The organism is Sulfuricurvum sp. RIFCSPLOWO2_12_FULL_43_24, from assembly GCF_001829605.1.
In the GTDB taxonomy this organism is placed as follows: Bacteria; Campylobacterota; Campylobacteria; order Campylobacterales; family Sulfurimonadaceae; genus Sulfuricurvum.
The window spans coordinates 13,027-36,391 of sequence record NZ_MIBT01000126.1 but is presented as its reverse complement, the minus strand read 5'-3'; the positions used below and the strand labels follow the sequence as shown (position 1 = coordinate 36,391).

28 protein-coding genes are annotated in these 23,365 nt (G+C 43.8%); 10 read left to right on the top strand and 18 right to left on the bottom strand.

What is annotated here, in order from left to right; all coding sequences use genetic code 11:
• On the bottom strand, positions 1-528 hold a 528-nt coding region (locus A3G19_RS12035), incomplete at its 3' end, for a methylenetetrahydrofolate reductase (protein WP_294873101.1).
• A 53-nt stretch (positions 529-581) separates the two neighbouring features.
• On the opposite strand from A3G19_RS12035, the gene serB reads away from it, so the two are divergent.
• The 4 genes from serB to A3G19_RS12015 all read left to right on the top strand — a co-directional run bounded on the left by serB (position 582) and on the right by A3G19_RS12015 (position 2,473).
• On the top strand, positions 582-1,208 hold the full coding sequence (gene serB / locus A3G19_RS12030) for a phosphoserine phosphatase SerB (protein ID WP_015654235.1): 627 nt from the start codon (positions 582-584) through the stop codon (positions 1,206-1,208).
• On the top strand, positions 1,208-1,543 hold the full coding sequence (locus A3G19_RS12025) for a hypothetical protein (protein WP_015654234.1): 336 nt from the start codon (positions 1,208-1,210) through the stop codon (positions 1,541-1,543). Before serB ends, A3G19_RS12025 begins: the two co-directional genes overlap by 1 nt.
• 64 nt (positions 1,544-1,607) lie before the next feature.
• Complete coding sequence (locus A3G19_RS12020) at positions 1,608-1,934, top strand: c-type cytochrome (RefSeq protein ID WP_294873099.1); 327 nt, start codon at positions 1,608-1,610, stop codon at positions 1,932-1,934.
• A gap of 206 nt (positions 1,935-2,140) precedes the next feature.
• Positions 2,141-2,473 carry a c-type cytochrome gene (locus A3G19_RS12015; RefSeq protein WP_294873097.1) on the top strand — a complete coding sequence of 111 codons (333 nt, stop codon included), beginning with the start codon at positions 2,141-2,143 and terminating at the stop codon, positions 2,471-2,473.
• 37 nt (positions 2,474-2,510) lie between these two features.
• On the opposite strand, the gene A3G19_RS12010 is transcribed toward A3G19_RS12015, so the two are convergent.
• The gene (locus tag A3G19_RS12010; protein ID WP_015654232.1) at positions 2,511-2,834 is read right to left on the bottom strand and encodes a hypothetical protein; all 324 of its coding nucleotides are present in this window, start codon (positions 2,832-2,834) and stop codon (positions 2,511-2,513) included.
• 104 nt (positions 2,835-2,938) lie between these two features.
• On the opposite strand from A3G19_RS12010, the gene A3G19_RS12005 reads away from it, so the two are divergent.
• Entirely contained in the window at positions 2,939-3,802 is an 864-nt protein-coding gene (locus tag A3G19_RS12005; protein WP_015654231.1) for a TIGR01777 family oxidoreductase, read from the top strand.
• Here A3G19_RS12005 and A3G19_RS12000 read toward each other — a convergent pair.
• From A3G19_RS12000 to A3G19_RS11960, 9 genes are all read right to left on the bottom strand, one after another.
• Complete coding sequence (locus tag A3G19_RS12000) at positions 3,756-4,760, bottom strand: 6-phosphofructokinase (protein ID WP_291750881.1); 1,005 nt, start codon at positions 4,758-4,760, stop codon at positions 3,756-3,758. The genes A3G19_RS12005 and A3G19_RS12000 overlap by 47 nt on opposite strands.
• Positions 4,733-5,329: an ABC-type transport auxiliary lipoprotein family protein gene (locus A3G19_RS11995; RefSeq protein WP_015654229.1), complete on the bottom strand. Its 597-nt coding sequence runs from the start codon at positions 5,327-5,329 to the stop codon at positions 4,733-4,735. Before A3G19_RS11995 ends, A3G19_RS12000 begins: the two co-directional genes overlap by 28 nt.
• Positions 5,330-5,331: 2 nt before the next feature.
• The gene (locus tag A3G19_RS11990) at positions 5,332-6,300 is read right to left on the bottom strand and encodes an MlaD family protein (protein WP_015654228.1); all 969 of its coding nucleotides are present in this window, start codon (positions 6,298-6,300) and stop codon (positions 5,332-5,334) included.
• Positions 6,284-7,039 (bottom strand): ATP-binding cassette domain-containing protein, encoded by a 756-nt coding sequence (locus A3G19_RS11985; protein ID WP_015654227.1) that lies wholly within the window; start codon positions 7,037-7,039, stop codon positions 6,284-6,286. Before A3G19_RS11985 ends, A3G19_RS11990 begins: the two co-directional genes overlap by 17 nt.
• A complete protein-coding gene (locus tag A3G19_RS11980; RefSeq protein ID WP_015654226.1) occupies positions 7,036-8,154 on the bottom strand; it encodes an MlaE family lipid ABC transporter permease subunit in 1,119 nt (372 codons plus the stop codon). The genes A3G19_RS11985 and A3G19_RS11980 overlap by 4 nt, the downstream gene beginning before the upstream one ends.
• Positions 8,155-8,160: 6 nt before the next feature.
• Positions 8,161-8,916: a metal ABC transporter permease gene (locus tag A3G19_RS11975; protein WP_015654225.1), complete on the bottom strand. Its 756-nt coding sequence runs from the start codon at positions 8,914-8,916 to the stop codon at positions 8,161-8,163.
• Entirely contained in the window at positions 8,913-9,785 is an 873-nt protein-coding gene (locus tag A3G19_RS11970; RefSeq protein WP_294873096.1) for a zinc ABC transporter substrate-binding protein, read from the bottom strand. Before A3G19_RS11970 ends, A3G19_RS11975 begins: the two co-directional genes overlap by 4 nt.
• Before the next feature lie 115 nt (positions 9,786-9,900).
• A complete protein-coding gene (locus tag A3G19_RS11965) occupies positions 9,901-11,328 on the bottom strand; it encodes a hypothetical protein (protein WP_294873094.1) in 1,428 nt (475 codons plus the stop codon).
• A 49-nt stretch (positions 11,329-11,377) separates the two neighbouring features.
• Positions 11,378-11,635: a hypothetical protein gene (locus A3G19_RS11960; RefSeq protein WP_291750880.1), complete on the bottom strand. Its 258-nt coding sequence runs from the start codon at positions 11,633-11,635 to the stop codon at positions 11,378-11,380.
• 102 nt (positions 11,636-11,737) lie between these two features.
• Here A3G19_RS11960 and A3G19_RS11955 point away from each other — a divergent pair, with 102 nt between their 5' ends.
• Complete coding sequence (locus tag A3G19_RS11955) at positions 11,738-12,538, top strand: serine hydrolase (protein ID WP_015654221.1); 801 nt, start codon at positions 11,738-11,740, stop codon at positions 12,536-12,538.
• A gap of 3 nt (positions 12,539-12,541) precedes the next feature.
• Here the strand turns inward: A3G19_RS11955 and A3G19_RS11950 are convergent, their stop codons facing one another.
• The 4 genes from A3G19_RS11950 to A3G19_RS11935 form a co-directional block, all read right to left on the bottom strand.
• Positions 12,542-13,057, bottom strand: coding sequence for a DNA-deoxyinosine glycosylase (locus A3G19_RS11950; protein ID WP_015654220.1), 516 nt, complete (start codon positions 13,055-13,057; stop codon positions 12,542-12,544).
• Between the two features lie 89 nt (positions 13,058-13,146).
• On the bottom strand, positions 13,147-13,518 hold the full coding sequence (locus A3G19_RS11945; protein ID WP_015654219.1) for a DUF1987 domain-containing protein: 372 nt from the start codon (positions 13,516-13,518) through the stop codon (positions 13,147-13,149).
• 18 nt (positions 13,519-13,536) lie between these two features.
• Complete coding sequence (locus A3G19_RS11940) at positions 13,537-14,082, bottom strand: SiaB family protein kinase (RefSeq protein WP_015654218.1); 546 nt, start codon at positions 14,080-14,082, stop codon at positions 13,537-13,539.
• Positions 14,083-14,105: 23 nt separating this feature from the next.
• Positions 14,106-15,725, bottom strand: a complete 1,620-nt coding sequence (locus A3G19_RS11935) for a SpoIIE family protein phosphatase (RefSeq protein ID WP_015654217.1) — start codon at positions 15,723-15,725, stop codon at positions 14,106-14,108.
• Between the two features lie 211 nt (positions 15,726-15,936).
• On the opposite strand from A3G19_RS11935, the gene purH reads away from it, so the two are divergent.
• From purH to ung, 4 genes are all read left to right on the top strand, one after another.
• Positions 15,937-17,472 (top strand): bifunctional phosphoribosylaminoimidazolecarboxamide formyltransferase/IMP cyclohydrolase, encoded by a 1,536-nt coding sequence (gene purH / locus A3G19_RS11930; protein ID WP_015654216.1) that lies wholly within the window; start codon positions 15,937-15,939, stop codon positions 17,470-17,472.
• Between the two features lie 147 nt (positions 17,473-17,619).
• Positions 17,620-18,504 (top strand): J domain-containing protein, encoded by an 885-nt coding sequence (locus A3G19_RS11925; RefSeq protein ID WP_015654215.1) that lies wholly within the window; start codon positions 17,620-17,622, stop codon positions 18,502-18,504.
• A gap of 3 nt (positions 18,505-18,507) precedes the next feature.
• A complete protein-coding gene (locus A3G19_RS11920; protein ID WP_015654214.1) occupies positions 18,508-18,894 on the top strand; it encodes a helix-turn-helix transcriptional regulator in 387 nt (128 codons plus the stop codon).
• Between the two features lie 4 nt (positions 18,895-18,898).
• Complete coding sequence (gene ung, locus A3G19_RS11915; protein ID WP_015654213.1) at positions 18,899-19,573, top strand: uracil-DNA glycosylase; 675 nt, start codon at positions 18,899-18,901, stop codon at positions 19,571-19,573.
• Here the strand turns inward: ung and A3G19_RS11910 are convergent.
• Genes A3G19_RS11910 through A3G19_RS11900 form a run of 3 tightly spaced genes read right to left on the bottom strand, consistent with a single transcriptional unit; the run spans position 19,533 to position 23,278 of the window.
• On the bottom strand, positions 19,533-20,294 hold the full coding sequence (locus A3G19_RS11910; RefSeq protein WP_294873091.1) for a CHAD domain-containing protein: 762 nt from the start codon (positions 20,292-20,294) through the stop codon (positions 19,533-19,535). The genes ung and A3G19_RS11910 overlap by 41 nt on opposite strands.
• Before the next feature lie 23 nt (positions 20,295-20,317).
• The gene (locus tag A3G19_RS11905) at positions 20,318-21,325 is read right to left on the bottom strand and encodes an endonuclease/exonuclease/phosphatase family protein (protein WP_294873089.1); all 1,008 of its coding nucleotides are present in this window, start codon (positions 21,323-21,325) and stop codon (positions 20,318-20,320) included.
• The gene (locus tag A3G19_RS11900) at positions 21,326-23,278 is read right to left on the bottom strand and encodes a M3 family metallopeptidase (protein ID WP_294873088.1); all 1,953 of its coding nucleotides are present in this window, start codon (positions 23,276-23,278) and stop codon (positions 21,326-21,328) included.
• Positions 23,279-23,365 lie beyond the last annotated feature (87 nt).

The following is a 23,365-nucleotide window of genomic DNA, read 5'->3' as shown; positions in this document are numbered from 1 at the left end:
CATTTTTTTCTGTAATGTCGCGGCGCTTTTGGCATACGCATCAATGACCGCAAATGGGAAAATTTCCTGCACAGGTGCGATCAGTTTTTGCTCCGCCAAATCGGTTCCGTTGTTTAGCGTCATGATAATATCGAGGAGGAGTTTGCTGTTCCCCTCGAATACCCCTTTGGCATGAGGCTGATCGGAATAGTGGGCGCTGTCACCTGTGAGGGCGAGGATCGCTCGTACATTGGCTTCGTTGGCACCGAGGAGATCGGATTGGAGTGCGATACGGTTACGGTCGCGCATACTCATCGTCGCTAACGTCGGGAGTCCGAAGCGGTCTTGGAGTTTCATCGCGGCGAAGAGGGCGTTGTATTTGAGTTTGGCGAGAGGATTGTCGGTGGTACTGAATCCGTCGACGAGTTTATCAAGACCTAATGCCGCGATTTTTTCAATCGTCGGCGCAAACTGGGCAGAGCGAGAGGGGGTGGTCTCTAGGGTGATATAGGTTCCGTGACGGAGTTTATGAATAAATGATTCGAACAAAAGCTACCCTTGGATATAATTGCGTCATTATAACAAAATGTGGGAAATCTATTTTGATAAAATTAGCAGTATTTGATTTTGATTCAACTCTAATGGATGGGGAGACAATCGATTTTTTTGCGGAAGCTCTCGGAATCGGTGCGCAGGTGAGTGCAATCACCGAGAGGGCGATGAATGGGGAACTCGATTTTTTCGAGTCTTTACAACAGCGTGTTACTCTTTTAAAAGGGCTTGAGTTTGGTTTGGTCGAAGAGATTTGCCAAAACTTGCCATACATGAACGGTGCGGTGGAGACGATTGCGGCATTGAAAGAACGGGGAATTAAAGTGGTCTGCTTCAGCGGCGGATTTCGCACGGCGACCTCGTATGCGAAAGATATCCTCGGATACGATGCCGATTTCTCGAATGTGCTTCATGCAAAAGAGGGAAAACTCACGGGGCTTGTCGGCGGCGATATGATGTTCGATTTCTCGAAAGGGGATATGCTGTTGCGTCTGCAAGGACTGTTTGGTATCTCTGAAGAGGAGACGATGGTAGTCGGAGATGGAGCAAATGATCGATCGATGTTTGCTCATGCCGGAACCCGTGTCGCTTTTTGTGCGAAAGAGATTCTTAAAAAAGAGGCAAACGTTATTGTAGATACGAAAGACCTCACACAGATTATTACAAAGGTGTTTTAATGTTAGAAAATTCATTGTGGCTTCGCTACAACCCGACGAAAACCATTCGCGAAGTATTGGCACGGCTTTATGAGTGCAGTGCGGTAGAGATCGGTGATGATGAGCGTGAATTATACGCATCTCTCAAGCGGCATTTGACGAAAAAAGAGTTTCGTATGGTTATGATGAACGAAGCGGGACTCTCTCCGCAAGAGATTGGTGCAGAAGTAGGCCTTGAGGGTGAAGAACTCACCAAGGCACAATACAAGGCATATCGTAAAGTTCGTCAAGATAAAATTCGTTTAGAAGTTCGTGCGAGCAAAGCAAAAGAAGTCGTTGAAGAAGCTATAGATTAATAGACCCTTCATCAAACTTAAGATAGTATTATTAGATTTTTAAATAGTAAGGAAACAGTATAGGATGAAGTCAGTTTCATTTTTTCTTTCAATGGTTGTATTTGCAGGAATCAGCTCGACTACATTGTCAGCAGATGTCGCAAGCGGACAAAAGTGGTACACTAAAGGGTGTAAAAGTTGTCATGGTAACGGTACTAAAGGTGCTGCGATGCATACGCAAGACGAGTGGGATGAGCTTTTTGCGGACGGCGGGGCCGGAATTATCAAAAAACATGCCGGAACCCCAGCAGAACCGTATTTTAATAGTGATAATTTTAAAAGTAAGTCAAAAGATATCCGAGATTTTTTGTTTGAATACGGTTCAGATTCAGGGAATGTACCGGCTTGCTGATTTTCTGAATTCTGAAGAATTGTATAATTAAAGTGTGAGAGTTTGATACATTTTTGATAAAAATAGCTGAAAAACTATCACATTAACATTCTATTAAAGCTCCATTTATCCTTTATCCGATATGATTAACGGGTATCAAGACACCTTCACTGTTTTTTCGAAAATGTTGAAGGTGTCTTAAATCAATAATTTCGAAGGAGAACGACATGAAAAAGTCAGCTTCATGCTTCCTTGCAGCTCTTGTTGCCGTAGGGATGATGAGTACAGCGGCATCTGCCGATGTTAAAAAAGGTCAAAAAGTTTATTTGAAAACCTGTAAAAATTGTCATGGTAACGGTACTAAAGGTGCTGCTATGCATACACAAGACGAATGGGATGACCTTTTCGCTAACGGTGGGGCTAAAATTGTTAAAGCGCATGCTAACGATAAATCAGCAGCCTACTTCAATGGTGATATGTTCAAAACTCAATCACAAGACTTAAGAGATTTCTTGTTTGAATACGGTTCAGATTCAGGCAACGTCCCTTCTTGCGGCTAATGCAATAATACCTCTTTCGGAGGTATTTCCTCTTTTGTTAAAAATCTTCAATCGTTTTAATTTCTATTACCCCATATGCCGGTTCTTCGTACGGATGGACTTCTTTTAATCGTTTCAATACCTCTTTGATTTTGTGGCATTCGCAGATCATCTCAATTTTTATCTCTTCAACTTTTTCCAGTGTATCGAGTGATCCCACAAAAGGGTTTGAGTGTTCAAGCGGTCTAAATTGTCCTATTCCACTACTCTCCCAACTGCATTGATCATACTTTTCATAGTGACCGGCACCGGCCTCAAAAAGGGCACTTTTTATTTTTTCAGAAGCACTGAGGGGAACATACACAAAAAGGTGGTAAAGCATTTGATCTCCTCTATTAGATTTGGATTAAAGATGCGTATCAATTATATCTTTAATCCTCATATGCGCCCTTTAAGCTACAATAAACCCGAATTAAAGGGATGAGCATGAAAATAGTAATATGCGGAATAAGTGGTTTTGTCGGAAGTGCATTGAAGCGTTTTTTTGAAGAGCGAGGGGATGTTGTTATCTCTTTGAGTATTCGCAGTGGCTTTGGAGTTGAATCGATTGCTCAAAGGTTAAATGGATGCGATGTTTTGATTAATCTTGCCGGTGCTAATATTTTGGGACGATGGAGTAAAAGCTATAAAGCGTTTTTACGTCAAAGCCGTTTGGAAACGACCGATAAGATTGTGGCTGCATTAACCCTCTGCGATGAACCTCCTCATATTCTTTTGAATGCCTCTGCCGTAGGTATTTATGATGCGTATCATCAGCATGATGAGTTTTCCCGCCATTTTGGAGACGATTTTTTAGCTGCCTTGGTTCAAGATTGGGAGCATGCGGCAAATCGTGCCCAATCCGAGCTTACCCGTGTGTGTACAATGCGCTTTGGTGTGGTATACGGTAAAGGCGGTGGTGCGATGGCTAAAATGCTACCACCCTTCAAACTCGGTTTTGGGGGGAAAATGGGTGACGGATTTCAGATGATTTCCTGGATTCATTTGGAAGATTTGGTACGTGCGGCTGCATTTTTAATCGATCATTCTGAGATTCGAGGTGCACTGAATTTTACCTCTCCTGAACCGATCACGAACTTGGAGCAGACCAAAGCAATGGGGCGTATTTTAGATCGCCCTACATTTTTTGATCTCCCGGACTGGATGGTGAAACTTGCATTCGGTGAAGGTTCTATCGCGATGCTCGAATCCAAAGAGGTTTATCCGAGAATCTTACAAGAAGCAGGGTTCGAGTTTCGTTACCCTACATTTGACAGTGCGATGGAAGAAATTGCTCACGGCCAAGTTTGAGAAGTTCTTCATCAAGACGGTAAGGATGCAATGCCACCTCGTCGATGGTTTTAACGTTAAAATGGCTTTTCGTGTAACAGATAACGGAGTGACTTTTCCCCTCTAACAAAGCATCTATGGCATACGTTACGAACTTATAGGCCATTAATCGGTCGTATACGCTGGGATTTCCTCCTCTTTGGATATGTCCTAAGACGGAAACACGTGATTCAAATCCAAGCTCGCTCTCAAACCACTCGGCCACTTCAGTACTGTTGAGTGCTTCAGAGACGACCGCGATAAAATAGTCACGCCCTTTAGTGATTTGGGATTGAAAACACCCCTTGTACTCATGTATATCCATCGGTATCTCAGGAATTAAACACACCTCGGCACCTGATGTGATAGCAGAGACAAGTGCGAGATAACCGCAATTGCGGCCCATCGTCTCAATCACAAATGCCCGCCGAAACGAGGATGCGGTATCGCGTATCTGATCGATGGCATCTTTGATCACACCCAATGCCGTGTCTACTCCCAGACAATAGTCGGTACCGTTGATGTCATTATCAATCGTAGAGGGGATGCCGCAAAAGGCGATCCCGCTCTCATAATAAAACCGCTCCATTCCGCGAAAGCTTCCATCTCCCCCCAATACAATGAGTCTGTCTATCTCCAACGCTTTTAAATTCTCAGCAGCGATAGCGCGAAAAGAGGGTTCCATAAATCTTTTTGATCGGGAAGAGCCGATTTTGGTCCCTCCTCGGGTTATGATACCTGCGACATCATGATAATCAGCGGGCGCAATATGATTGTCGATGAGCCCTTCATAGCCGTTTCGGACAAAGTAGGGCTGCATACCGTTCGCATACGTATACTCGACAAATCGCTTTAAGGCGGGATTCATTCCCGAAACATCTCCTCCTGAGCAGAGGATGGCAATATTTTTACTCATTGTACGACCTTCTCTTGTATCCATAGTGTGCATTGTTTACTCAGCTCTTGTGTTGCTTCGGTGAGGGCTTTTATTCCCCCCATCCCATCTTCGCTCGGGGCATCTTTGGTCATTAAAAACCGTTTGGAAGCGATTGGGAGTTTTGTATGGGTATCAATCAGGCGGTACGTGATCTCAATTATCCCTTTGCTTTTTTCTCCCGGTTCAAAACGGTGATAGAACGCGTGCAGGTCCGATTCGAGGAGTATATCTGCTTGCGCGGAGGAGGTTGACGTAATTACAGCGCTGAAGAGTCCCTGCTCTTGGAGGGAATGATTAAGTGAGCGTTCGATTAACAGACTCGGGGTATCACTCCAACGGGTGTAAAGATAGTTGCCGCTTTCGCCGTCTAAACGGAGATAGGTGAGACTCTTAGACTCCAATGAGGGTATCGTCCGTGTGGACGCTAAACGGAGCGCTTTTGATGAATGCACTGGCGAGACTTTCATCGATGCTGAGGGATAAATCGTGTATTCATTGACCGCTGGGGCCGTAGCGGAAGAACATCCCGCTATTATCAATGCTACAGGGATGATGAGGGTATAGAAACGCATCGTTATTCTCCTGGTCCGGATTTAGGGGTGGTTTTTTTAAACAACAAGTCAGATGGGCTTTCCCGAAGTGTTTTCAGGGTATTTTCCATCTCCAGAGTAAGCCCTTGGCTGCGTTGAATGAGATTACTCAGTTCAGCTGTTGTAGGTTGTACCATGGTATGGACATCATAATCGCCGCGATCAAGCGAGGCTTCGAGCTTACGGATAAGGGTATGGCTCTCTTTGGATGTTTCGGCGAGTGATGCGAGGGTAGAGGCCATTTTGGTTTGTACAAGGGTGTTGAAATTCCCAGAGGTATTTTTAACGCTTCCTGCGGCTTCCTTCATGGCGCTGAGTGATTCGGTGGCATTGGCCTCAAGCGCTATACTTCGATCTAATAAGGTTTGAATTTCATTTTGATAGCCATCGATTTGGGCGGTGAGTGAGCGTAAGTTTTCCAACGATTGGGCGATATTATCGACATTTTTATCACTGAAAATCCGATCGGCACGATCAAGAGTGGTCGAGAGTTTGGAAGCAACGTTGCTCAACGATTCATCGAGCCGTTTAATCAGCGAGGGGGAAGAGGGAATGGTGCTGAATGTATGAGCGTTCGTAGTCAGTAACGGTGCATCTTTGGAGCCGCCGATGATTTCGATAAAGGCCAGACCGGTGATTCCGTAGAATTTGAGCACGGCACTGGAGTCGGTTTTAATCGGGGTCTCTTTTTCAATTTTGAGGGTGAGCTCTACCTCTTCACTATTTTTTGGATTGATGCGGATGGATTCAACTTTTCCGACATCGACACCGTTAAATTTGACTGCCGCTTCGGGAGATAGCCCGGAGACCGATTCGGTGATGTAAAGATGATAGTTATGGTAATTGCCATCATCTTGGTTGTATTTGCCGAGCCAAAATGCAAAGGCTATCAGCGATGAAGCAAAGATAAGGACAAAGATACCTACGGCGGTATAGTTAACCTTGGATTCCATGAGACCCCTTTTGGAAGAAATAATCGACAAGCGGATGATCGATTTGGAGCACTTCATTTAGCGTCCCCTCGGCGATGACCTTTTTGTCACCCAGCAGTGCAAACCGATCGATACTGTGATGTATAGTATCTAAATCATGGGTTACCATCACGATAGTAAGTCCAAGTAAATCACGTAATTGTTGTATCAGGGCATCGAACTGTCGTGAACTGAGCGGATCGAGCCCCGATGTCGGTTCATCCAAAAAAAGGAGTTTTGGATCAAGGGCGAGAGCACGGGCAAGTGCGGCACGTTTAATCATACCGCCGCTGAGCTCGCTTGGGTAGAGATATCGTGCATGTTGAGGCAAACCGACGAGATCGATTTTCAGCGCGACGAGCTCGTCGATCAGCTTCGGAGAGAGATCGGTATATTCACGGTAGAGCATAGCGATATTTTCCCCCACACTCAGCGAAGAGTAGAGTGCCCCGGATTGAAATAACACTCCCCATTGACGCCGAAGATTTTGCGCATCGAGGGGGGTAATGGATTTTAGATCATATCCGAGGAGATTGAGGCTGCCGCTTTGGAAAGATTGCAGAAGAATCATTTCTCGAAGAAGGGTAGATTTACCCGATCCGCTTCCCCCTAAAAGAGCATAGATTTCGTTTTTATACACGGTACAGCTGACGTGATCGTGGATGAGGTTATCGCCGAACGCAGTCACAATATCGCGTGCCTCGATGATAATAGGGTTCATAATTTCAGCTCGGTCAGGAGGATTGAGAATAACGCGTCACATGCGATGACCAAGAAAATCGCATTCACGACACTTTTGGTAGTATAGTGCCCGATACTTTCGGTATTGGAGGATACTTGAAATCCTCGGTAGGTACTTACCATCGCGATTAAAAAGGCAAAAAACGGCCCCTTGATAATCCCTATGAGGTAGTGCTTAATCTCCAATGCTCCCTGAAGGCGGTGAGTAAATTCACTGAAACTCAGATGCGACTGTGCATTCGCAATGACCATTCCTCCAAATATCCCCACGAGATCGGCAAAAAAGATCAGTAGCGGCATAACAATCATAAGGGCAAAAACACGGGGCCAGACTAAAAAGATGAACGGATCAAAGCCCATTGTTTTCATGGCATCGATCTCTTGGGTCATTTTCATCGCACCGATTTGGGCGGTAAATGCCGAACCGCTTCGTCCGGCAACGACGATGGCTGTAATGAGAGGAGCAAGTTCACGGGTGAGAGATATCCCGATCGTATCGACAATAAAAATATCAGCTCCGAATTTTTGGAGTTGAACGATGCTCTGATACGCGATGACAACCCCGATTAGAAAGGCACTGATAGCGATGATCGGCAGTGCCTGTGCTCCACTGGTAAAGATATGGGAAACGATAGAGCGATATCGGATTGTTGAGGGGTGAAAGAGGGTATAAAATAATAAAACAAACGCTTCTCCCAAAAAAGCTAAAAAGTGTCCAATTCCTTGAATGTTTTGATGTGTATCTTCTCCTAGGGTATATAGCCATGAGGGGCGAGCGGGAGGAGAGAAGGTGTTATGTCTGCCGGAATAAAGGAGAGCATAGAGTTTCGAGTGGTTTTCATTGACACCGATGAGTTCAGAGGAGATTCCATCTTTTTCGAAGGTACGATGGTAAAGCTGCCACAATGCTATCCCTGCCGAATCGATTTCAGTTACGTGTGAAATATCCCAAATGATAGAAGATTTGGGATGAAGTGTTTTGAGATTCGATTCAATTTCAGCCAGATTTGGAATTGTCCAAGAACCGCTGCATTGAAGCAGTGTATGGAAGCGTTCACTAATGATGTCAAGATGGGCTGTAGATGAACTTTGCATCCTTTATTATAACGAGATTGCATCTTTTTTGGGAGACAAAATGAGAATACAGCTCAGTGATATCAAGCCTCCAAAGGCCGAGATTGTATATCCAGTCGGTAAATCAGCCCAAAAGGAGATTAGGATTGCGATAATGGAAAAACTCCATCCGAAGGCAAGCGCAAAAGGGTATAAAGGGAATTTTTTTTGCATTGATGCTATGAGGGCAGGAGCGACAAGGAGAACAAAAACAACCAAAACGCCGGCAAGTTGAACGGATGAGGTCACGGTAAGTGATAGGAGACTAAAAAAGAGTATTTCTCGAATCAATCCAGAGGTTTTTGGGTAAATTTTCCATGCTATCAATCCAATAAAAGAATAAAGGGCAAGCGTTTGAAAAAATAACTCTTGTGTCGTAAACAGCAGATCATTGGCAAGTAGCGATTTAAAATGTTCCATCCCCTCAGCACTGTGCGCTAGAACCATCAAAATACCGCTTGCTCCTAGCACATAAATGAGCCCGATAAATGCCTCCAGCTGTAATGTGCGAGTAGTAGCATAGGCAATCAGAAGCCCAGTGAATAGAGCAAATACAAGGGCAAAAAGATAGAGGTATTCCCCATGAAAATACCCTAGACTAATTGCCGAACCCAGTGCTGCCATTTGGGCGATAGCCAGATCGGTAAAAATAATGCCTCGAGACAAAATTCCTATACCAAACCATGCGTGAATCAGGACTAAAAGCAACGAAAGTGCTATCGGAATAAGGAATAAATCAATCATCTTAGAGCCTGAATGATTGATGCAAAGAGAGTATAAAGCTCAGTCGCGCTAGAGGTAGCTCCCACATCATGGGGAAGTATCGCCAACTTTATGCCCGTCTTATCCGATATAAACTCACCTGTTTTGGTAGGGTGATAGACATCGTGCATAATACAAAACGGTTTTTTCTCATTCATCAAAGCAATGAGTTGCATCGTATGCGAAGACGAAGGGGGAATCCCAGCCAACGGTTCGATTGTCCCGATGCTTTTCATCCCATATGCACGGATAAAATAGTTGAATACGGGATGATACTGAACAATATTTTTACCTCTAAGCGGTGCCATCTGACTGTCCCAATGTTTGAGATGGATTGTCCATTGCTGTTTAAACACCGTGAGATTTTTGCGATATTGGGATGCGTTGAGAGGATCTTTTTGACTCAAAAATACGGAAACAGCCTCCGCAAGAAGGGGAATGTTGTGGGGATCGAGATGAAAATGCGGGTTACCGTCAGCGTGGACATCACCATTTTCTCGCCCCATACTTTTGGGCACATCGATCAGTGCCACTTTACGAGAAAGATCCAGCACATTAGCTGATTGATTTAAACGGCTATTGCTCGCTTTTTCAAGAAGTGGCGGCAACCATCCGATTTCAAGATCACCTCCATTGATAATCAGCGCATCCGCATTGCGTAATTTGACAATCAACGAAGGTTTGGGAGAGACGAAATGGGGATCCCAATTACCTTGTGCCAAGGTGTTAATATCAACGTTATCGCCCCCGATACTATCAACAAGCGAGGCGATATAGGGATAGCTCACGGCAACCGTTATTTTGGCGTACGAAAACGTAAAAATAAGTGTTAAAAAAAGTAAAAATTTCATCATTATTCCTTGTGTTTTTAATTCTCCAGCATATATGCTGGTCGCTTTAGGGGGTTGCAAGGGAGCAATTTGTCCCTGCCACTAAAAGGGGCTTTGCTCATTTTAGTGTATAGCATCAAAATGAGTGTGCGCCGTGTTTGCCGAGGGCAAGATTAATCGAAAACATTATTGAATCGAGGTTTTGGCGTTCAAGCGCTTCATTAAACAAAGCATTGGAATGGAGATATTCTAAGCGTAATCGTGCAAATTCGCTACTATGAAATTCTACCATAGCGGTATATTGGTCAAAGTTATCAGGCAAATCCTGTTTTACATCGCCTGTGAAGACATCGTTTTGATACATATTTTCATAGCGGATTCCCGTACGCCATGTTTGGTTTGGGGCGTAGACGAGCTCTGTATAATATCCGGCTTGTTTTTTGCGTGATCCATTTGATGTGATCGTATCCAATGCATTATCCGGGTCTGCAATTAAATTTTCATTATTAAATTGAGTCCCTTTCATATCACGATAGAGCCATTCGCTTTGCCACGTGAGAGAACTATAGCTATCAAAAGGGTATTTGAGCGTCATATCCATACCGTACAACGTGCTTTTTCCGCTAAACGCATACGGTGTTTCATCACTAAAATGGTCAAGTCGGCTGTGACCGCTAGCGATACTTGCACCCGCCAAAAGTGTAGTGTCACCAATATCAACAGAAGTTTTGACGTATCCGACATAGAGTGAGGGTTGAGCAGCGGAACCCGCCAAAGAGCTTTCTTCATCGTATGGATCGCCAATCGCCGCTTGTCCAAACATCGCCTCATTTTTTCCTTCTAATGCTTCGATTCCGAACATCAGATAGGTATCTGTTGGAGCAACCCATTGTGTCTGTACCCCTATTTCTTGTATCCCATGATCTCCTAAAAAAGCGCTGTAAAGCAAAGGGGTGGTGGAAAAATTACGAAAATGTTGATGTTGAGCGTTGATACGGCCAAAATCACTCAAAAATTTCCCCCCTTTAATTCGAATATTATAGGGAATTTCTCGTGTGGTGAAATAGGCCTCTTCGATTTCAAAGCCCTCGTTGGTCAGATGAAAGATAGCGGTGGCATCAAACATCGGATCAACCGTGGCACTAAATCCAAGCTCAGCATAGTTGAGATTAAAACCGTTTTGAGCATTGTATCCAGGCTCACTTTGCCCGCCATGATCGTGAACCCCAAATACCGTTTCAGTAATTCCGGGAAGTCCCATATGGGCGATTTTTTCATCGGCAATGTTGCGATTGACATACGACATATCGATCATCAATGAAGGGTTAAGGATAGAAGCGGTTTTATTGATTTTATCCACAATGGTTGGATTGGCAACAATGAGTGTTTCGTTTGCTGGTGCAGAGACTACAGGCATTGTTGTTTTTTCAAGAGTCTCTATTTTTTCTTGCATACTTCGCATCATCTGCGACATTTGTTCCATTTGTGTTTTGAGCATTTGAAGCTCAGAATCGTTGGCATAAAGGGATGCGGCAGCCATGGTTGATAATAATAATTTTTTCATAGAAATATCCTAATTGTTTAAAATAAAATGGTTTGTTTTATGGTAAAAATTAGACTAGAGGAGGGGAACGGCTTTGTGCGGGGATAAAGGATACAAAGTGCAACGGTGGGATGCGAATATCAAAAATAACAGTTGCACAATCAATCTTTGGCAAAGTAAAAGTGTCATTCAAAATGAGTGGAGAATGGGCAAACAAACATATTTCACACGAACTGTCTTGATGATAGGAATGCTCTATTTCATGAACAGCACCCACAAAAATCGAGAGGATAAACAGCAGTGAAAAAAAACGTCTAAATCGTTGCATCATTCCCCTTTCTATTAAGACGAATTTTACCATAATAAAGGTGTTTTGGCATAAGATTTGCTTTGTTCCGACATAGTGATGAAATTAAAATGAGGTAGCTTTATGATAAAAAAACTAATTGCATTATGTTTAATAGGTTCCGTAAGTTTATTTGCCGAGATCAATAAAACAGAGCTGGGCAAACTGGAAGTAGAAGCATTGATCGTTAAAGACCTTACCGCAAAGCAGACGCTCTATTCCAAAGAACCGTTCAAAGAGGTTCAACCCGCCAGCCTCACCAAAGTAATGACCGTTATGCTGGCGATTGAGCGAGGGAATCTGGGTGAACCGATTACAATTACTCGGGAAATGACAAAAGTTGAACCTACGATAGCCGGGTATCGCAGGGGTGATGTCATCCGCCTCGAAGATCTTCTCAAAGCCGCAATGATCAAGTCGGATAACGATGCGGCTAAAGCGATCGCAATTACCGTTGGGGGGAGTGAAGAACGCTTTATTCAAATGATGAATGCCAAAGCCAAAGCCATCGGGATGGGGCATACTCATTTCACCAATCCATGCGGATACGATGATAAACAACATTATTCTACCCCAAAAGACCTCCTGAAAATGACCGAATATGCGATCAAAAACCGTAAATTCAATGAGATTAGTAGGATCAATGAATACCGATACCGTGCTTTGAACAAAAATCGCGAATTCTATGCCTACACCCATAACCGTCTACTCAATCGTTATGAATATGCGGTCGGGGTAAAAACAGGTTATACCGCTAAAGCAGGTGCGTGTCTGATCGCACGGGCTAAAAAAGATGGGAAAGATTGCGTCATCGTGATGATGAACGCCAAAGGGGATCGCTGGAAGACGGCGAAGAATATTTTTGAGCAGGTTTTAAACAGTTAGATACTATCTCTTCTCCGTCATTCCCGCGTAGGCAGGAATCCAGCTTTTCAAAATTTTTTCGTAAATCTCTTTTTTCTCCTCAAATTTCATCGCCGCATAAGCCGGCGAGGTGGAGGGTAGAAGCACTTTTTCCACCTTCAAATTCTTATAAAATTTCATAAAAAGATCATGACTTTTTTTCCCCGTAAAGCCGAGAACCCGGATATTGGGATAATCCCGCAATAGCTTTTCAAAATCATTCGGTATACAGTTTTTGAGATTAGTATCGCTCGAATTGCTCCGCTCGCAACTACCTATCACATCCCACAACCCGATCCCATTTTCGATACAAAACGCTTTTTTCGCGTCATTCGATTCCAATCGCACCTCGAAAATTGATTCGATGATTGGCCAGAATGCATTTCGGGGATGGGCATAGTAAAAAGCTTGTTCGAATGACGCGATACTGGGGAAACTGCCCAAAAAGAGGATGCGGGTGTTTTGGTTGAGGATAGGGGGGAATGGGTGTGAAAAGAGCATCTGTACTACCTCCCCTGTAGTTTTGAGGGGATAGTGTTCCCCCCTTTTAATCCGTATGATAGTATGAAGGGGAGCGCAGTGTCAAGATCTCAAATGGCAATAAAGTTGAAGCGGACATTATCAAGATCTTCTTTGAACTCCTGACCAAATTCTTCAGCCGTATCGTCTTCTTCATGATGTTTCCAGTTTACGGTAACACTGTTAAATTCACTAATTTCTTCAAGAAGAGCAAAAAGGTTAAAAAAAACTTTGGTGCTGGCGCTGTTGAAATAGGTCAAAAAGAAATCAAACTGAATATCGCTATCTTGCAGATTATTCAAATGAGTTTTCAGAGGAGTTATAATGGGATCAAAAAACGCATTAACATCTTCGGGATAGGACTCCCCTTCGAAACTGAAGAGATTATTTTGGGTGTCCAAAACGATTTTTGGTGTGGTTACTGTTGCTGGGATGGTTGTCATCGGGTTTTCCTTTATATATTAAATTACGACTTTGAGTGTAAAAGTGTCGTATGTTTCATCGTCTTCAAGAAAATCAAATTCGATAGGTTCGCTTGATTTTCGTGCCATTTCTATAAATCCTACACTTGCCCCTTTGCTCCCCTCTTCAGCCTCTGATCGCATTTTCTCTTTGTACAGAGCTTTCAGTTCATCGGGGCTCATGGAGGAGATCACATCAAGCTTTTCTTTGAGTGCGGCAACTTTGGTTTTTTCGATTCGGTTGGAACACATGATGTAAAATTTATCATCTTCTGTCCCGATAGCAACCGATCCGTAACTCATACTGGCTTGGTCCGGATTTTGTATTTGATCGGGAGAGTAACGGGTGATGTTTTGGGCCTGCTCTACAAACATGTACAAAACTTTTTGGCTTATCCCCATTTTTGTTTCATCGGAACTCAATTTTCCTTTAATCATCGAGCTAACCGCTACAATGATCTCTTGCGATAAATATCCGTTGTAACAAAAAATAACATTTTTGGATTCAATCATCTCTTTCAATGTTCGAAAGTCGTTGAAAGTCATCTCTTTTTCCTTGTAATTAAAATTTAGATTTGAAAAGCAATCATCGTATTGTCATCGCGCTGTGATTCGTCTCCCTTGTAATGGTTGTATTTTTCTAAAATGATGGCTTGTTGTTCGTGCATCGGTTTTTGATGGTTGTCAAAAATAATTTCCATAAGCCGTTTTTTACCGAACGCAATTCGTTTACTGCCGCCGATCTGGTCAATGATTCCATCGGTTGTGAGATAAAAATGCATCCCCTCTTTGAGTTGTAACGTCTGATTGGTAAAGGTCAGATCCAGATCACTGTGAACATAGCCGATACTGTGTTTATCGGGTTTGACATGATGCATGTGATTGTCCTCAACATACAGAAGCGGCGTATTGGCTCCGGCGAAGGTTAATTGTTTATTTTCAAGATCGACGTAACAAAATGCTCCGTCCATCCCATCATTGGATTCGCTTGTTTCATCGTATTGCCCTAAGGTCTCTTTTACCAGACGGTTCATTTGGCTTAAGAGTGCGGCAGGATCGTCCAGGTGTCTTTGTTGAGACAGCAACCGGTCAAGAATCGAAATCACGACAAAAGTCATTAAGGCACCCGGAACACCATGTCCCGTACAATCGATGATGGCAACAAAGAACCCTTTGTCGGTTTTATCGATCCAATAGCAGTCTCCGCCGATAACGTCTTTCGGTTTCCAAATAACAAAAGCGTCATTGGTAAAACGATCGAGCATATCCGGCTCCGGCAAAAAGGAACGCTGAATACGGCTGGCGTAATTAATGCTGCTGCGAACCAATGTATTGATCTGCTCTAATTCTTTATTATTATCTTGGATCAGTTGAAATGAGTGATGGAGTGCTTGTCGGGAGAGTTCAAAACTTTTTCCGACTTGTCCTATCTCATCGGTACGTTTCCACACAAACGGTTCGTCAAATTTTTGGTTTGCCAACGCTTTGGATTGGGACAAGAGTTCGCCAAAGGGGTGCGTAATGTCGGAAACCACCCTTTTAACCATCTTTGCCACATAGATTGCGCCGGCAATACTGATGAGAATAACGAGTGCCAAAATGGCAAAAAACTGAATTTGCGTGGTGGAATAAATATTTTGGGCGTTGAGAATTTGTACCTGCATGAGCTTATTGAGCAAAGGGGTCAGCTCGATAATGGTGTAGGGGGCATCATCCGTCGTCCAGGCGATGATATCCATCAACTTTTTCTCTTTGACGAGGAGAATCAAATTATCCAAACTTCGGACAGATAAATTAAAATATTTTTCGGTATCGGGTAATAATGCCGTTTCCTCTTCGGTTAAATGACCGTTTTTATAGGCGTTCCACTCGGTCACGATACTCTCTTTTTCACGGTTGAGCGTGGTGTACGCCTGTGTGTAATCCGTGACTTCACCGTGAGCGATGTTTTGAGCCGTAACCAGTACTTTTTGTTCGTAGGATTCTTTGATTAATCGCAGGTGACCCAGAGGCTCCAGAGCATTTTCATTGAGCGCCCGAATGGAAAAATTGGAGATAAGCATCCCGATGATACCGGCAATAATAGCACTTATGGCAAGCAGTTGCGTTAGCTTGACTAAATAGTTTACCTTATCGTTTACGCTTGTGTTTTCGAGTACTTCCGGCATAAACTTTGTCATTAATCCCATTGTTTTCCTTTGTAAAATCGGTATGAAAGGTGCGACTTTGCAGAAGTATATAGACGTTTTATTACGAATACGAAACGAAATAATGGCCGTTTTTAGTCGTAATAAGAGGTTCGTCATTCTCTCAAACGAAGCGATTTACCTTCCCCTAAAGCACTTTTTGTTACAATTCCACCATTAATTTATGGGCATACGACCCAATCAAAGGAACTGCATGAAGCGTGCATTGCTCAGTGTCAGCGATAAAAGCAACATCGTTGAGTTTGCCAAATCTCTTATCGGTTTGGATTATCAGATTATCTCTACGGGCGGAACATACAAAATGCTCACGGATGCGGGTGTGAGTGCCATCGAGATCGATGAAGTGACTAAATTCCCTGAGTGTTTTGAAGGGCGTGTTAAAACTCTCAATCCGTACATCCACGGCGGGATTTTACACCGACGCGACAAACAATCTCACCTCGACCAAGCGGTAGAACTCGGTGTTGAAGCGATTGATTTGGTATGTGTCAACCTCTATCCGTTTAAAGCGACGATTGAGAAAACCGATGATTTCGAAGAGATCATCGAAAACATCGACATCGGCGGCCCTGCGATGGTTCGCTCTGCGGCGAAAAACTTTGACAGCGTTATCATCCTTACCGATCCATCGGATTATTCCCTCGTTCTCAATGCAATTGCTAACGGTGAAAACACAATGGAGTTCCGCCGTGATCTGATGATTAAAGCGTATGAGCACACTGCGGCGTATGATTCTATGATCGCCAACTACATGAACAAACGGTTCAACAACTGTATGGGCTCTAAACAGTTCATCGTCGGCAATAAGGTAATGGATACCCGTTACGGCGAAAACCCGCACCAAAAGGGCGGTTTATATGAGTTTGACACTTTCTTCAGCAAAAACTTTAAAACCCTCAAAGGGGAAGCGAGTTTCAACAACCTCACCGACATCAGCGGTGCGGTGAAAATCGCGGCGGCATTTGGGGATGAGAATGCAATCTGTATCGTCAAACACGGTAATCCGTGTGGTTTCGCGATTCGTGAAAATCTCCTCGATGCATACACTGAAGCGCTCAAATGTGATCCAATCTCCGCGTTCGGCGGTGTCGTTGCGGTAAACGGTGTCGTGACCAAAGAGCTTGCCGAGAAAATGAACGAGATGTTCCTCGAAGTGATTATTGCCGGACGTATCGATGAGGAAGCACGCGCCGTGTTCGAGCCGAAAAAACGTCTCAAACTTTTCGAATACGGAAGTGATCGTATTGCTCTTAGCAACGACGCGATCGATTTCAAACACATCGACGGCGGATTCGTATTCCAAGACGCTGACCGTGTAACTCACGAGGAAGTTGCTAATGCTGCGCTCGTCACCAAACACGTTGCGAGTGATGCCGCTTTGAGAGATGCGGAAATCGCTTATAAGGTCGCTTCCCTCACTAAATCAAACTGTGTTGTCTACGTCAAAGATGCGGCGATGGTAGCGGTCGGTATGGGGATGACCTCACGTGTCGATGCGGCGCGCTGTGCATTGCGCAAAGCTGAAGAGATGGGTCTGGATGTCAGCGGTTCTGCATTGGCGTCTGAAGCATTCTTCCCATTCCGTGATTCTATCGACGCGGCGGCGGGTGCGGGTGTTAAAACGGTTATTCAGCCGGGCGGTTCGGTACGTGATGAAGAGGTCATTGCCGCCGCTGATGAACACGGTATGGCACTTTACTTCACCGGAGTTCGTCACTTCCTTCACTAAGAATAGTTGCGTCTTCCAGGCGCAATTCTAAAAACTTCTTATTCCCCTGTTTTACGAGTTCTTCTTTTTAACCTTGATTGACATTGACTCAAACTTAGTGCTATAATTTTGTAAAATATTTAACGATAATTTTAATAGGATACAACTATGTCAAAAAGTTTATACACTACTCTCGAAATAGCCCCCGGAGCCAGCGAAGCGGAGATCAAAAAAGCGTATCGAAAACTGGCGCGCCAATATCACCCGGATGTGAACAAAGATCCCGCAGCCGAAGAGAAATTTAAAGAGATCAATGCGGCGTATGAAGTGCTTAGTGACAAAGAGAAACGGGCAAAATACGATCAGTACGGGGATTCGATGTTCGGCGGTCAGAATTTCCATGATTTTGCCCGTGGTCAGGGTGGAAATGTCGATTTGGATGAAATTTTACGCAGTATGTTCGGTGGCGGAGGTTCTGGCGGATTCGGCGGGGGCGGTTTCGGCGGCTTCGGAGGCGGATCAGGCTTCGGCGGTGGTTTTGGCGGAGGGATGAACCTCGATATCGATGCTAATGTTACCGTTCCGTTTGCCGTTGCGGTATTGGGTGGAAAACACTCGATCAGCCTCTCGGGGGAGAGTTTCGACATTAAAATTCCTGCCGGGATAAAAAGCGGTGAAAAACTTCGTGTTCGAGGCAAAGGGAAACGTGCCGGAAATCAAGCGGGTGATTTGTATTTACGAATCGATGTGGCCGCTAACCCTGAATATGAGCGTGAGGGAGACAACCTCGTCAAAACGTTTAATGTTCCTCTCTATGCCGCACTCTTCGGCGGCAAAGTGGCTATTCAAACACTGGAAAAAGAGGTGACGCTAAAGGTGCCTGAAAACACCAAAAACGGCCAACGTTTCCGTCTCAAAGAGATGGGGGTGATGAACCGACAAACCTCCGTTCGCGGTGATTTGTATCTCAAAGCGAATATTGTATTGCCTGCTGTTGAGAAACTGGATTCTGATTTAGTCGATGTGATGAAAAAATCACTTCCACAGGAGTAAGAGATGCACCATTTTGACGAACCGGTTTATATGATCAGTATTGTTGCCAAAATTTTGGATATTCATCCACAAACCCTTCGTCAATATGAGCGGGAAAATCTAATCGCACCTTCGCGTTCGGACGGGCGTATCCGTCTTTATTCTCAGCGGGATATTGAGAAAATTAAAATGATTTTGCGTCTTACCCGTGAAGTGGGAGTAAATCTTGCCGGTGTCGATGTGGTGATGCGTCTTAAAGAAAAAATGGAGGCGATGGAGCAAGAGATGATCGAACTTCGTGCTGAAATCTCTCGTATGCGAAATTCCAGCGGTGTACCTCCCGAAAAATCGCTTGTAACCAAACGTAGTATTTATGAAATGGTTATTTTTGACGATGATATTTTAAAGTAGCCCGATGAGTGTTTCTCCGGTTATTCATGAAAGTTGGAAAGAGGCATTAAAGGCTGAATTTACCCATCCCTATATGGAAGAACTCAAAGCTTTTTTGGTCGAAGAGAAGAAAAATTATACAATTTTTCCCCATGGAAGCCATATTTTTAATGCATTTAACTCCACCCCGTTTGAAAAGGTCAAAGTCGTCATCTTAGGGCAAGATCCTTATCACGGAGCAGGTCAGGCACACGGTTTATCATTTTCGGTACAACACGGTGTAGCGCTTCCCCCATCGCTCCAAAATATTTTTAAAGAGCTGGTATCTGATATCGGGTGTGATTATCCTAAAAGCGGTGATTTGAGCCACTGGGCGCAGGAAGGTGTATTGCTACTGAACACCCTTCTCACCGTCCGTTCCGGAGAGCCGTTTTCCCATAAAGAGCGTGGATGGGAACGGTTTAGTGATCAAGTGATTAAAACACTCAGTGAACAGCGTGAGCATATTATCTTTATCCTCTGGGGCGCTCCGGCGGGGAAGAAAGCTTCATTGATAGACGGAACTAAACACCTGATCCTCAAAGCACCCCATCCCTCACCCCTTTCATCGTATCGAGGGTTTTTCGGGTCGAAGCCGTTTAGTCAAACGAATGATTACCTTATATCGATGAAGATAACTCCGATCGAGTGGTGTCTTTGAGTTTTTGAAGTACTTTTTTTTGTTTTTGCAAAAGCTCTTTTGTTTCCGATAAAGGGTATTGTTGATAGATTTTTTTGAGCAGATCGATTTGATTGACGGTGTCTTGAATCGCTCCTAAAGTATTTTGGAGCTGTTTACAATGAGCGATAACTTCTTTGCAGTGATGCAGATCTGAAATCTCCAAAAATTCAAAACCGTAACGAGCATCTTTGAACTCAATGCGTAGACGATGAAGTGTTTTAGAATCGGCATCGTTTTCAAGGGCTAGATAGGAATCTAAGCAATGTTGGTAGTGGGTAAGCACTTTTTGTATCAGAATTTCGGAGAGAAAATCAGGATTACTGTGAGAAAGAAGATGTGAATATTCATCAATCAGTGCGAGTGTTTTATCTCTATACTTGGGAGTAAAAAGGGTTTTAACCCGCTCTTTTCGGAGTTTGAAGAGATATTTGTAAAGTTTAGGATATTTGGAGCGTGAGAGCGAACGGATAAGTACATCGAGCTCGCGAATCGAATTGCTCTCTTGCATGGCGGCCTTGAGCGGTTTTGGAAAAGGGAGTGATCCGACTAAAAAGAGTTTAACGAGTGAGCGGATCCGGCGAAGGGTGACTCGGAATTCATGGATTTCCTCCTCTTTCGCACTGTAGTGGAGCGAATGGAGGAGCACTCGTGCATGATAGAGCTGATAGCATAAATATTGGGTTAGTTTGCTTGGTTCCATTTGGTCATTATAGCCAATCTGCATTACATTCGAAACAGGGCATAAATCGGTAAATGATCAGAGTACCCTTCACCTAAATGGTGTTTGGGATGCTTACGACTTTGTTGCCAGCGGTATACTTTTCCTTTGTAAAACAAAAAATCGGGATCATATCGGTTAAAACTTCCCTGAACGTATTCTAGTCCCTCCCCATCGGCAAGCGCGGGAGAGATAATGATATTATCCAATCCTTCCCCTTTTCCTCGATACTGATGACTCCATCGTTTCTCAGGACTCACTTCATACCAAAGGTTGTAGAGGTGTTCATTGTTTTCTTTAAGTGATGCATACGTGATTGGATTCCCCTCATCATCAATGGTACGTAGGATATGATTGATCCCTGTAATACCTTCTGTATCATTGTGCTTACGGCTTTTGAGGAAGGTTTTATACTCTTCATAGTGGGAATTAAAGTCCCCCAACAGTACGTACGGTTCATCCTCTGAGAGTTCAGCCAAGCGCTGAGAGAGACGTTTGGCACTTAGGATTCGCTTACTTTCAGGACCGCTTTTCGATTTCCAGTGATTGACAAATACCCGTAAAGATTGACCGTTGATATCAATTTTTGCTTCGAGAATATCACGATAACGTCCATTAAACGTGATTGGATGTCTAAGTCCGCTTTGGATGGGGTATCGGCTCAGTAATGCGGTATTGACCGAAGAGTTTTTATTTCGTGCAAATACGTAATATCGATAATAGAGCCCTTGGCGTTTGAGCTCGGTTTTGAGGGCTTTGAGGGCAGTTTCGGATTCGATCTCCTGCAAACCGATAATATCGGCATTGATTCCACGGATAACAGCAGCGGTATTGTTGAGCTTAATCTTATACATTGACTCAGTCCACCCCCAATCGCCGTTGGGGATATACTCTTCATATTCGTTGCCATCACGGTTCATATCAAACAGATTCTCGACGTTATAGCTTGCAATTTTCACTTCCACCCCTCCCAAAAATGAGATTAGTAATCCCAAAATCAACGCAATACGCATTTATTCGATCCCGCTAAGACGGAGGAGATTTTTAGATTCACATTCTCGTCCCATCATCTCCACAAACAGCTCCTGCATACTCTGTGATCCCCCTTTGGCTAAAACGATCTCTTTGTATTTACGAGCAAGTTCAGAGCCAAATACACCCTCATCAACGATAGCATAATAGGCATCGGCACTCAATACTTCTGCCCACTTATAGCTGTAATATCCTGCACTGTACCCGCCGCTGAAAATGTGGCTGAATCCATTTTGAAATTTATTGTAAGCAGGCGGCTTAATCAAAGCAGTACGCTCACGGATCGAATCTAAAAGGTTCTGAAGCTCATCGCCTTGATAGAGTTTAGAGTGAAGCTCGAAATCAAAGAGAGAAAACTCGATTTGTCGAAGCATAAACATACCGCTTTGGAAATTTTTGGCCCGAATCAGTTTGGCGATCATTTCATCGCTTAACACCTCTGCGCTCTCAAAATGTTTGGCGAAAAGTTTCAGCACTTTTGGCTCATAAGCGAAGTTTTCCAAAAATTGGGATGGGAATTCTACCGCATCCCACTCGACACCGTTCACGCCGCTTACGCCGTGCTCTTTTACACGACTGAGCAAATGATGAATGGTATGTCCCATTTCATGGAAAAGGGTGACGACATCATCGTGTCGAAGCAATGAGGGTGAACTCTCCGAGGATGGGGGAAAGTTACAGACGACAAAGGCACTGGAGAGATGGGTACACCCTGCCGTATCTTCGCAATGGGTTTGGAAGTTGTGCATCCATGCACCGCCTCGCTTGTCTTTGCGAGCTTCGAGATCGAAGTAGACACGCGCAGTGAGTTTTTCATCCTCATAGATGTCATAAACGCTTGCTTTTTCATCCCAAAGATCAATATTTTGGCGGACAAATTGAATGCCAAAGAGCTCATACAAAAATGTAAACATCCCCTCCATCACGCTGTGCTGTTCGAAGTAGGGACGATATTCCTCTTCGTCGATATCGTATTGGGCTTTTTTGAGGATTTCTCCGTAGTAGGCGCTGTCATAACTTTGCAGGTCGATATTTGGAGCGATGGCACGAAGCTCTTCGAGTTCACGCATCCCTTGTTTGCGAGAAGCTTCGATAAGTTCACCCAGAAATTTTAAAACGCTTTCCGTACTCGGTGCCATTTTGGAAGCGAGGGAATATTCGGCGTAATTTTCAAAGCCTAGCAGTACAGCACTCTCTTGACGCAGACGCATCAGTTCATCGATGATAGCTCCGTTTTGAGGCGCTCGGGTGGTGTAGGCACGATATATCTCCTCACGGATACTTCGGTTCGGACCATAGGTCATGTAGGCGATGTAGGATGGCATTTGTAGAGTAAAACGGTATTTTGTGATACCATCTTCTTCGAAACGGGCATTTTCCAAATCGCTTTCGGGAATCCCTTCGACATCGATTTTATTGGTAATGATTTTCTCATAAGCGTTGGTAGCGTCCAGGACATTTTGCGAAAAGTCGTTGGTAAGGGTGCTTTTTCGAAGATTGATTTCCGATAGCCGTTGTTTTGACATTTCATCCAGATGGGCTCCCGCGAGTTCAAAATGGAGGATGTTGAGATCCAGAATACGGCGTTGTTCGGTATTCAATGAATCGTATTCGTTGGTTTTGACGGCTTTAAATGCTTCGTAGATCTCAAGATTTTGTCCGACAAAAGTCGAGTAATCGGTGAGAATAGGGAGGGCATCGGCGTACACTTTTTGAGATTCTTCGGAGTTTTTAACGGCGTTAATATGGGATAACGGAGTAAACAAAAGCTCTAAATCTTCTTCCATCAGATCAAAGGGACGGACAAAGTTGGCATAGGTTTTGTTGGGTGTGGCTAACAAATCGGTAATAGTTTTGTGGTTAATTTCGATAAGGGCATTCAGATCAGAGATAAAAGTCTCTAAATTCAGTTTAAAATCGGCAAATGGCTGCATGGTCTCTCCTCTAGTTGTGTTATTGTAGTAAAGTGTTTCAAAAAGTATTCTATAATTGCGCAATTTGTTATAATAAAAAGGTTTTAC

Excerpts from the sequence above, each read along its gene's own strand:
- A3G19_RS12005 (WP_015654231.1), top strand. The coding sequence starts at position 2,939 with ATGAAAATAGTAATATGCGGAATAAGTGGTTTTGTCGGAAGTGCATTG.
- A3G19_RS11970 (WP_294873096.1), bottom strand. The coding sequence starts at position 9,785 with ATGAAATTTTTACTTTTTTTAACACTTATTTTTACGTTTTCGTACGCC.
- A3G19_RS11995 (WP_015654229.1), bottom strand. The coding sequence starts at position 5,329 with ATGCGTTTCTATACCCTCATCATCCCTGTAGCATTGATAATAGCGGGA.
- A3G19_RS11940 (WP_015654218.1), bottom strand. The coding sequence starts at position 14,082 with ATGACTTTCAACGACTTTCGAACATTGAAAGAGATGATTGAATCCAAA.
- A3G19_RS11935 (WP_015654217.1), bottom strand. The coding sequence starts at position 15,725 with ATGGGATTAATGACAAAGTTTATGCCGGAAGTACTCGAAAACACAAGC.
- A3G19_RS11950 (WP_015654220.1), bottom strand. The coding sequence starts at position 13,057 with ATGCTCTTTTCACACCCATTCCCCCCTATCCTCAACCAAAACACCCGC.
- A3G19_RS11985 (WP_015654227.1), bottom strand. The coding sequence starts at position 7,039 with ATGAACCCTATTATCATCGAGGCACGCGATATTGTGACTGCGTTCGGC.
- A3G19_RS11900 (WP_294873088.1), bottom strand. The coding sequence starts at position 23,278 with ATGCAGCCATTTGCCGATTTTAAACTGAATTTAGAGACTTTTATCTCT.
- A3G19_RS12010 (WP_015654232.1), bottom strand. The coding sequence starts at position 2,834 with ATGCTTTACCACCTTTTTGTGTATGTTCCCCTCAGTGCTTCTGAAAAA.
- A3G19_RS11945 (WP_015654219.1), bottom strand. The coding sequence starts at position 13,518 with ATGACAACCATCCCAGCAACAGTAACCACACCAAAAATCGTTTTGGAC.
- A3G19_RS12000 (WP_291750881.1), bottom strand. The coding sequence starts at position 4,760 with ATGGATACAAGAGAAGGTCGTACAATGAGTAAAAATATTGCCATCCTC.
- A3G19_RS11965 (WP_294873094.1), bottom strand. The coding sequence starts at position 11,328 with ATGAAAAAATTATTATTATCAACCATGGCTGCCGCATCCCTTTATGCC.
- A3G19_RS12015 (WP_294873097.1), top strand. The coding sequence starts at position 2,141 with ATGAAAAAGTCAGCTTCATGCTTCCTTGCAGCTCTTGTTGCCGTAGGG.
- A3G19_RS12020 (WP_294873099.1), top strand. The coding sequence starts at position 1,608 with ATGAAGTCAGTTTCATTTTTTCTTTCAATGGTTGTATTTGCAGGAATC.
- A3G19_RS12025 (WP_015654234.1), top strand. The coding sequence starts at position 1,208 with ATGTTAGAAAATTCATTGTGGCTTCGCTACAACCCGACGAAAACCATT.
- A3G19_RS11955 (WP_015654221.1), top strand. The coding sequence starts at position 11,738 with ATGATAAAAAAACTAATTGCATTATGTTTAATAGGTTCCGTAAGTTTA.
- A3G19_RS11975 (WP_015654225.1), bottom strand. The coding sequence starts at position 8,916 with ATGATTGATTTATTCCTTATTCCGATAGCACTTTCGTTGCTTTTAGTC.
- ung (WP_015654213.1), top strand. The coding sequence starts at position 18,899 with ATGAGTGTTTCTCCGGTTATTCATGAAAGTTGGAAAGAGGCATTAAAG.
- A3G19_RS11990 (WP_015654228.1), bottom strand. The coding sequence starts at position 6,300 with ATGGAATCCAAGGTTAACTATACCGCCGTAGGTATCTTTGTCCTTATC.
- purH (WP_015654216.1), top strand. The coding sequence starts at position 15,937 with ATGAAGCGTGCATTGCTCAGTGTCAGCGATAAAAGCAACATCGTTGAG.
- A3G19_RS11960 (WP_291750880.1), bottom strand. The coding sequence starts at position 11,635 with ATGCAACGATTTAGACGTTTTTTTTCACTGCTGTTTATCCTCTCGATT.
- A3G19_RS11980 (WP_015654226.1), bottom strand. The coding sequence starts at position 8,154 with ATGCAAAGTTCATCTACAGCCCATCTTGACATCATTAGTGAACGCTTC.
- A3G19_RS11925 (WP_015654215.1), top strand. The coding sequence starts at position 17,620 with ATGTCAAAAAGTTTATACACTACTCTCGAAATAGCCCCCGGAGCCAGC.
- A3G19_RS11920 (WP_015654214.1), top strand. The coding sequence starts at position 18,508 with ATGCACCATTTTGACGAACCGGTTTATATGATCAGTATTGTTGCCAAA.
- A3G19_RS11910 (WP_294873091.1), bottom strand. The coding sequence starts at position 20,294 with ATGGAACCAAGCAAACTAACCCAATATTTATGCTATCAGCTCTATCAT.
- A3G19_RS11905 (WP_294873089.1), bottom strand. The coding sequence starts at position 21,325 with ATGCGTATTGCGTTGATTTTGGGATTACTAATCTCATTTTTGGGAGGG.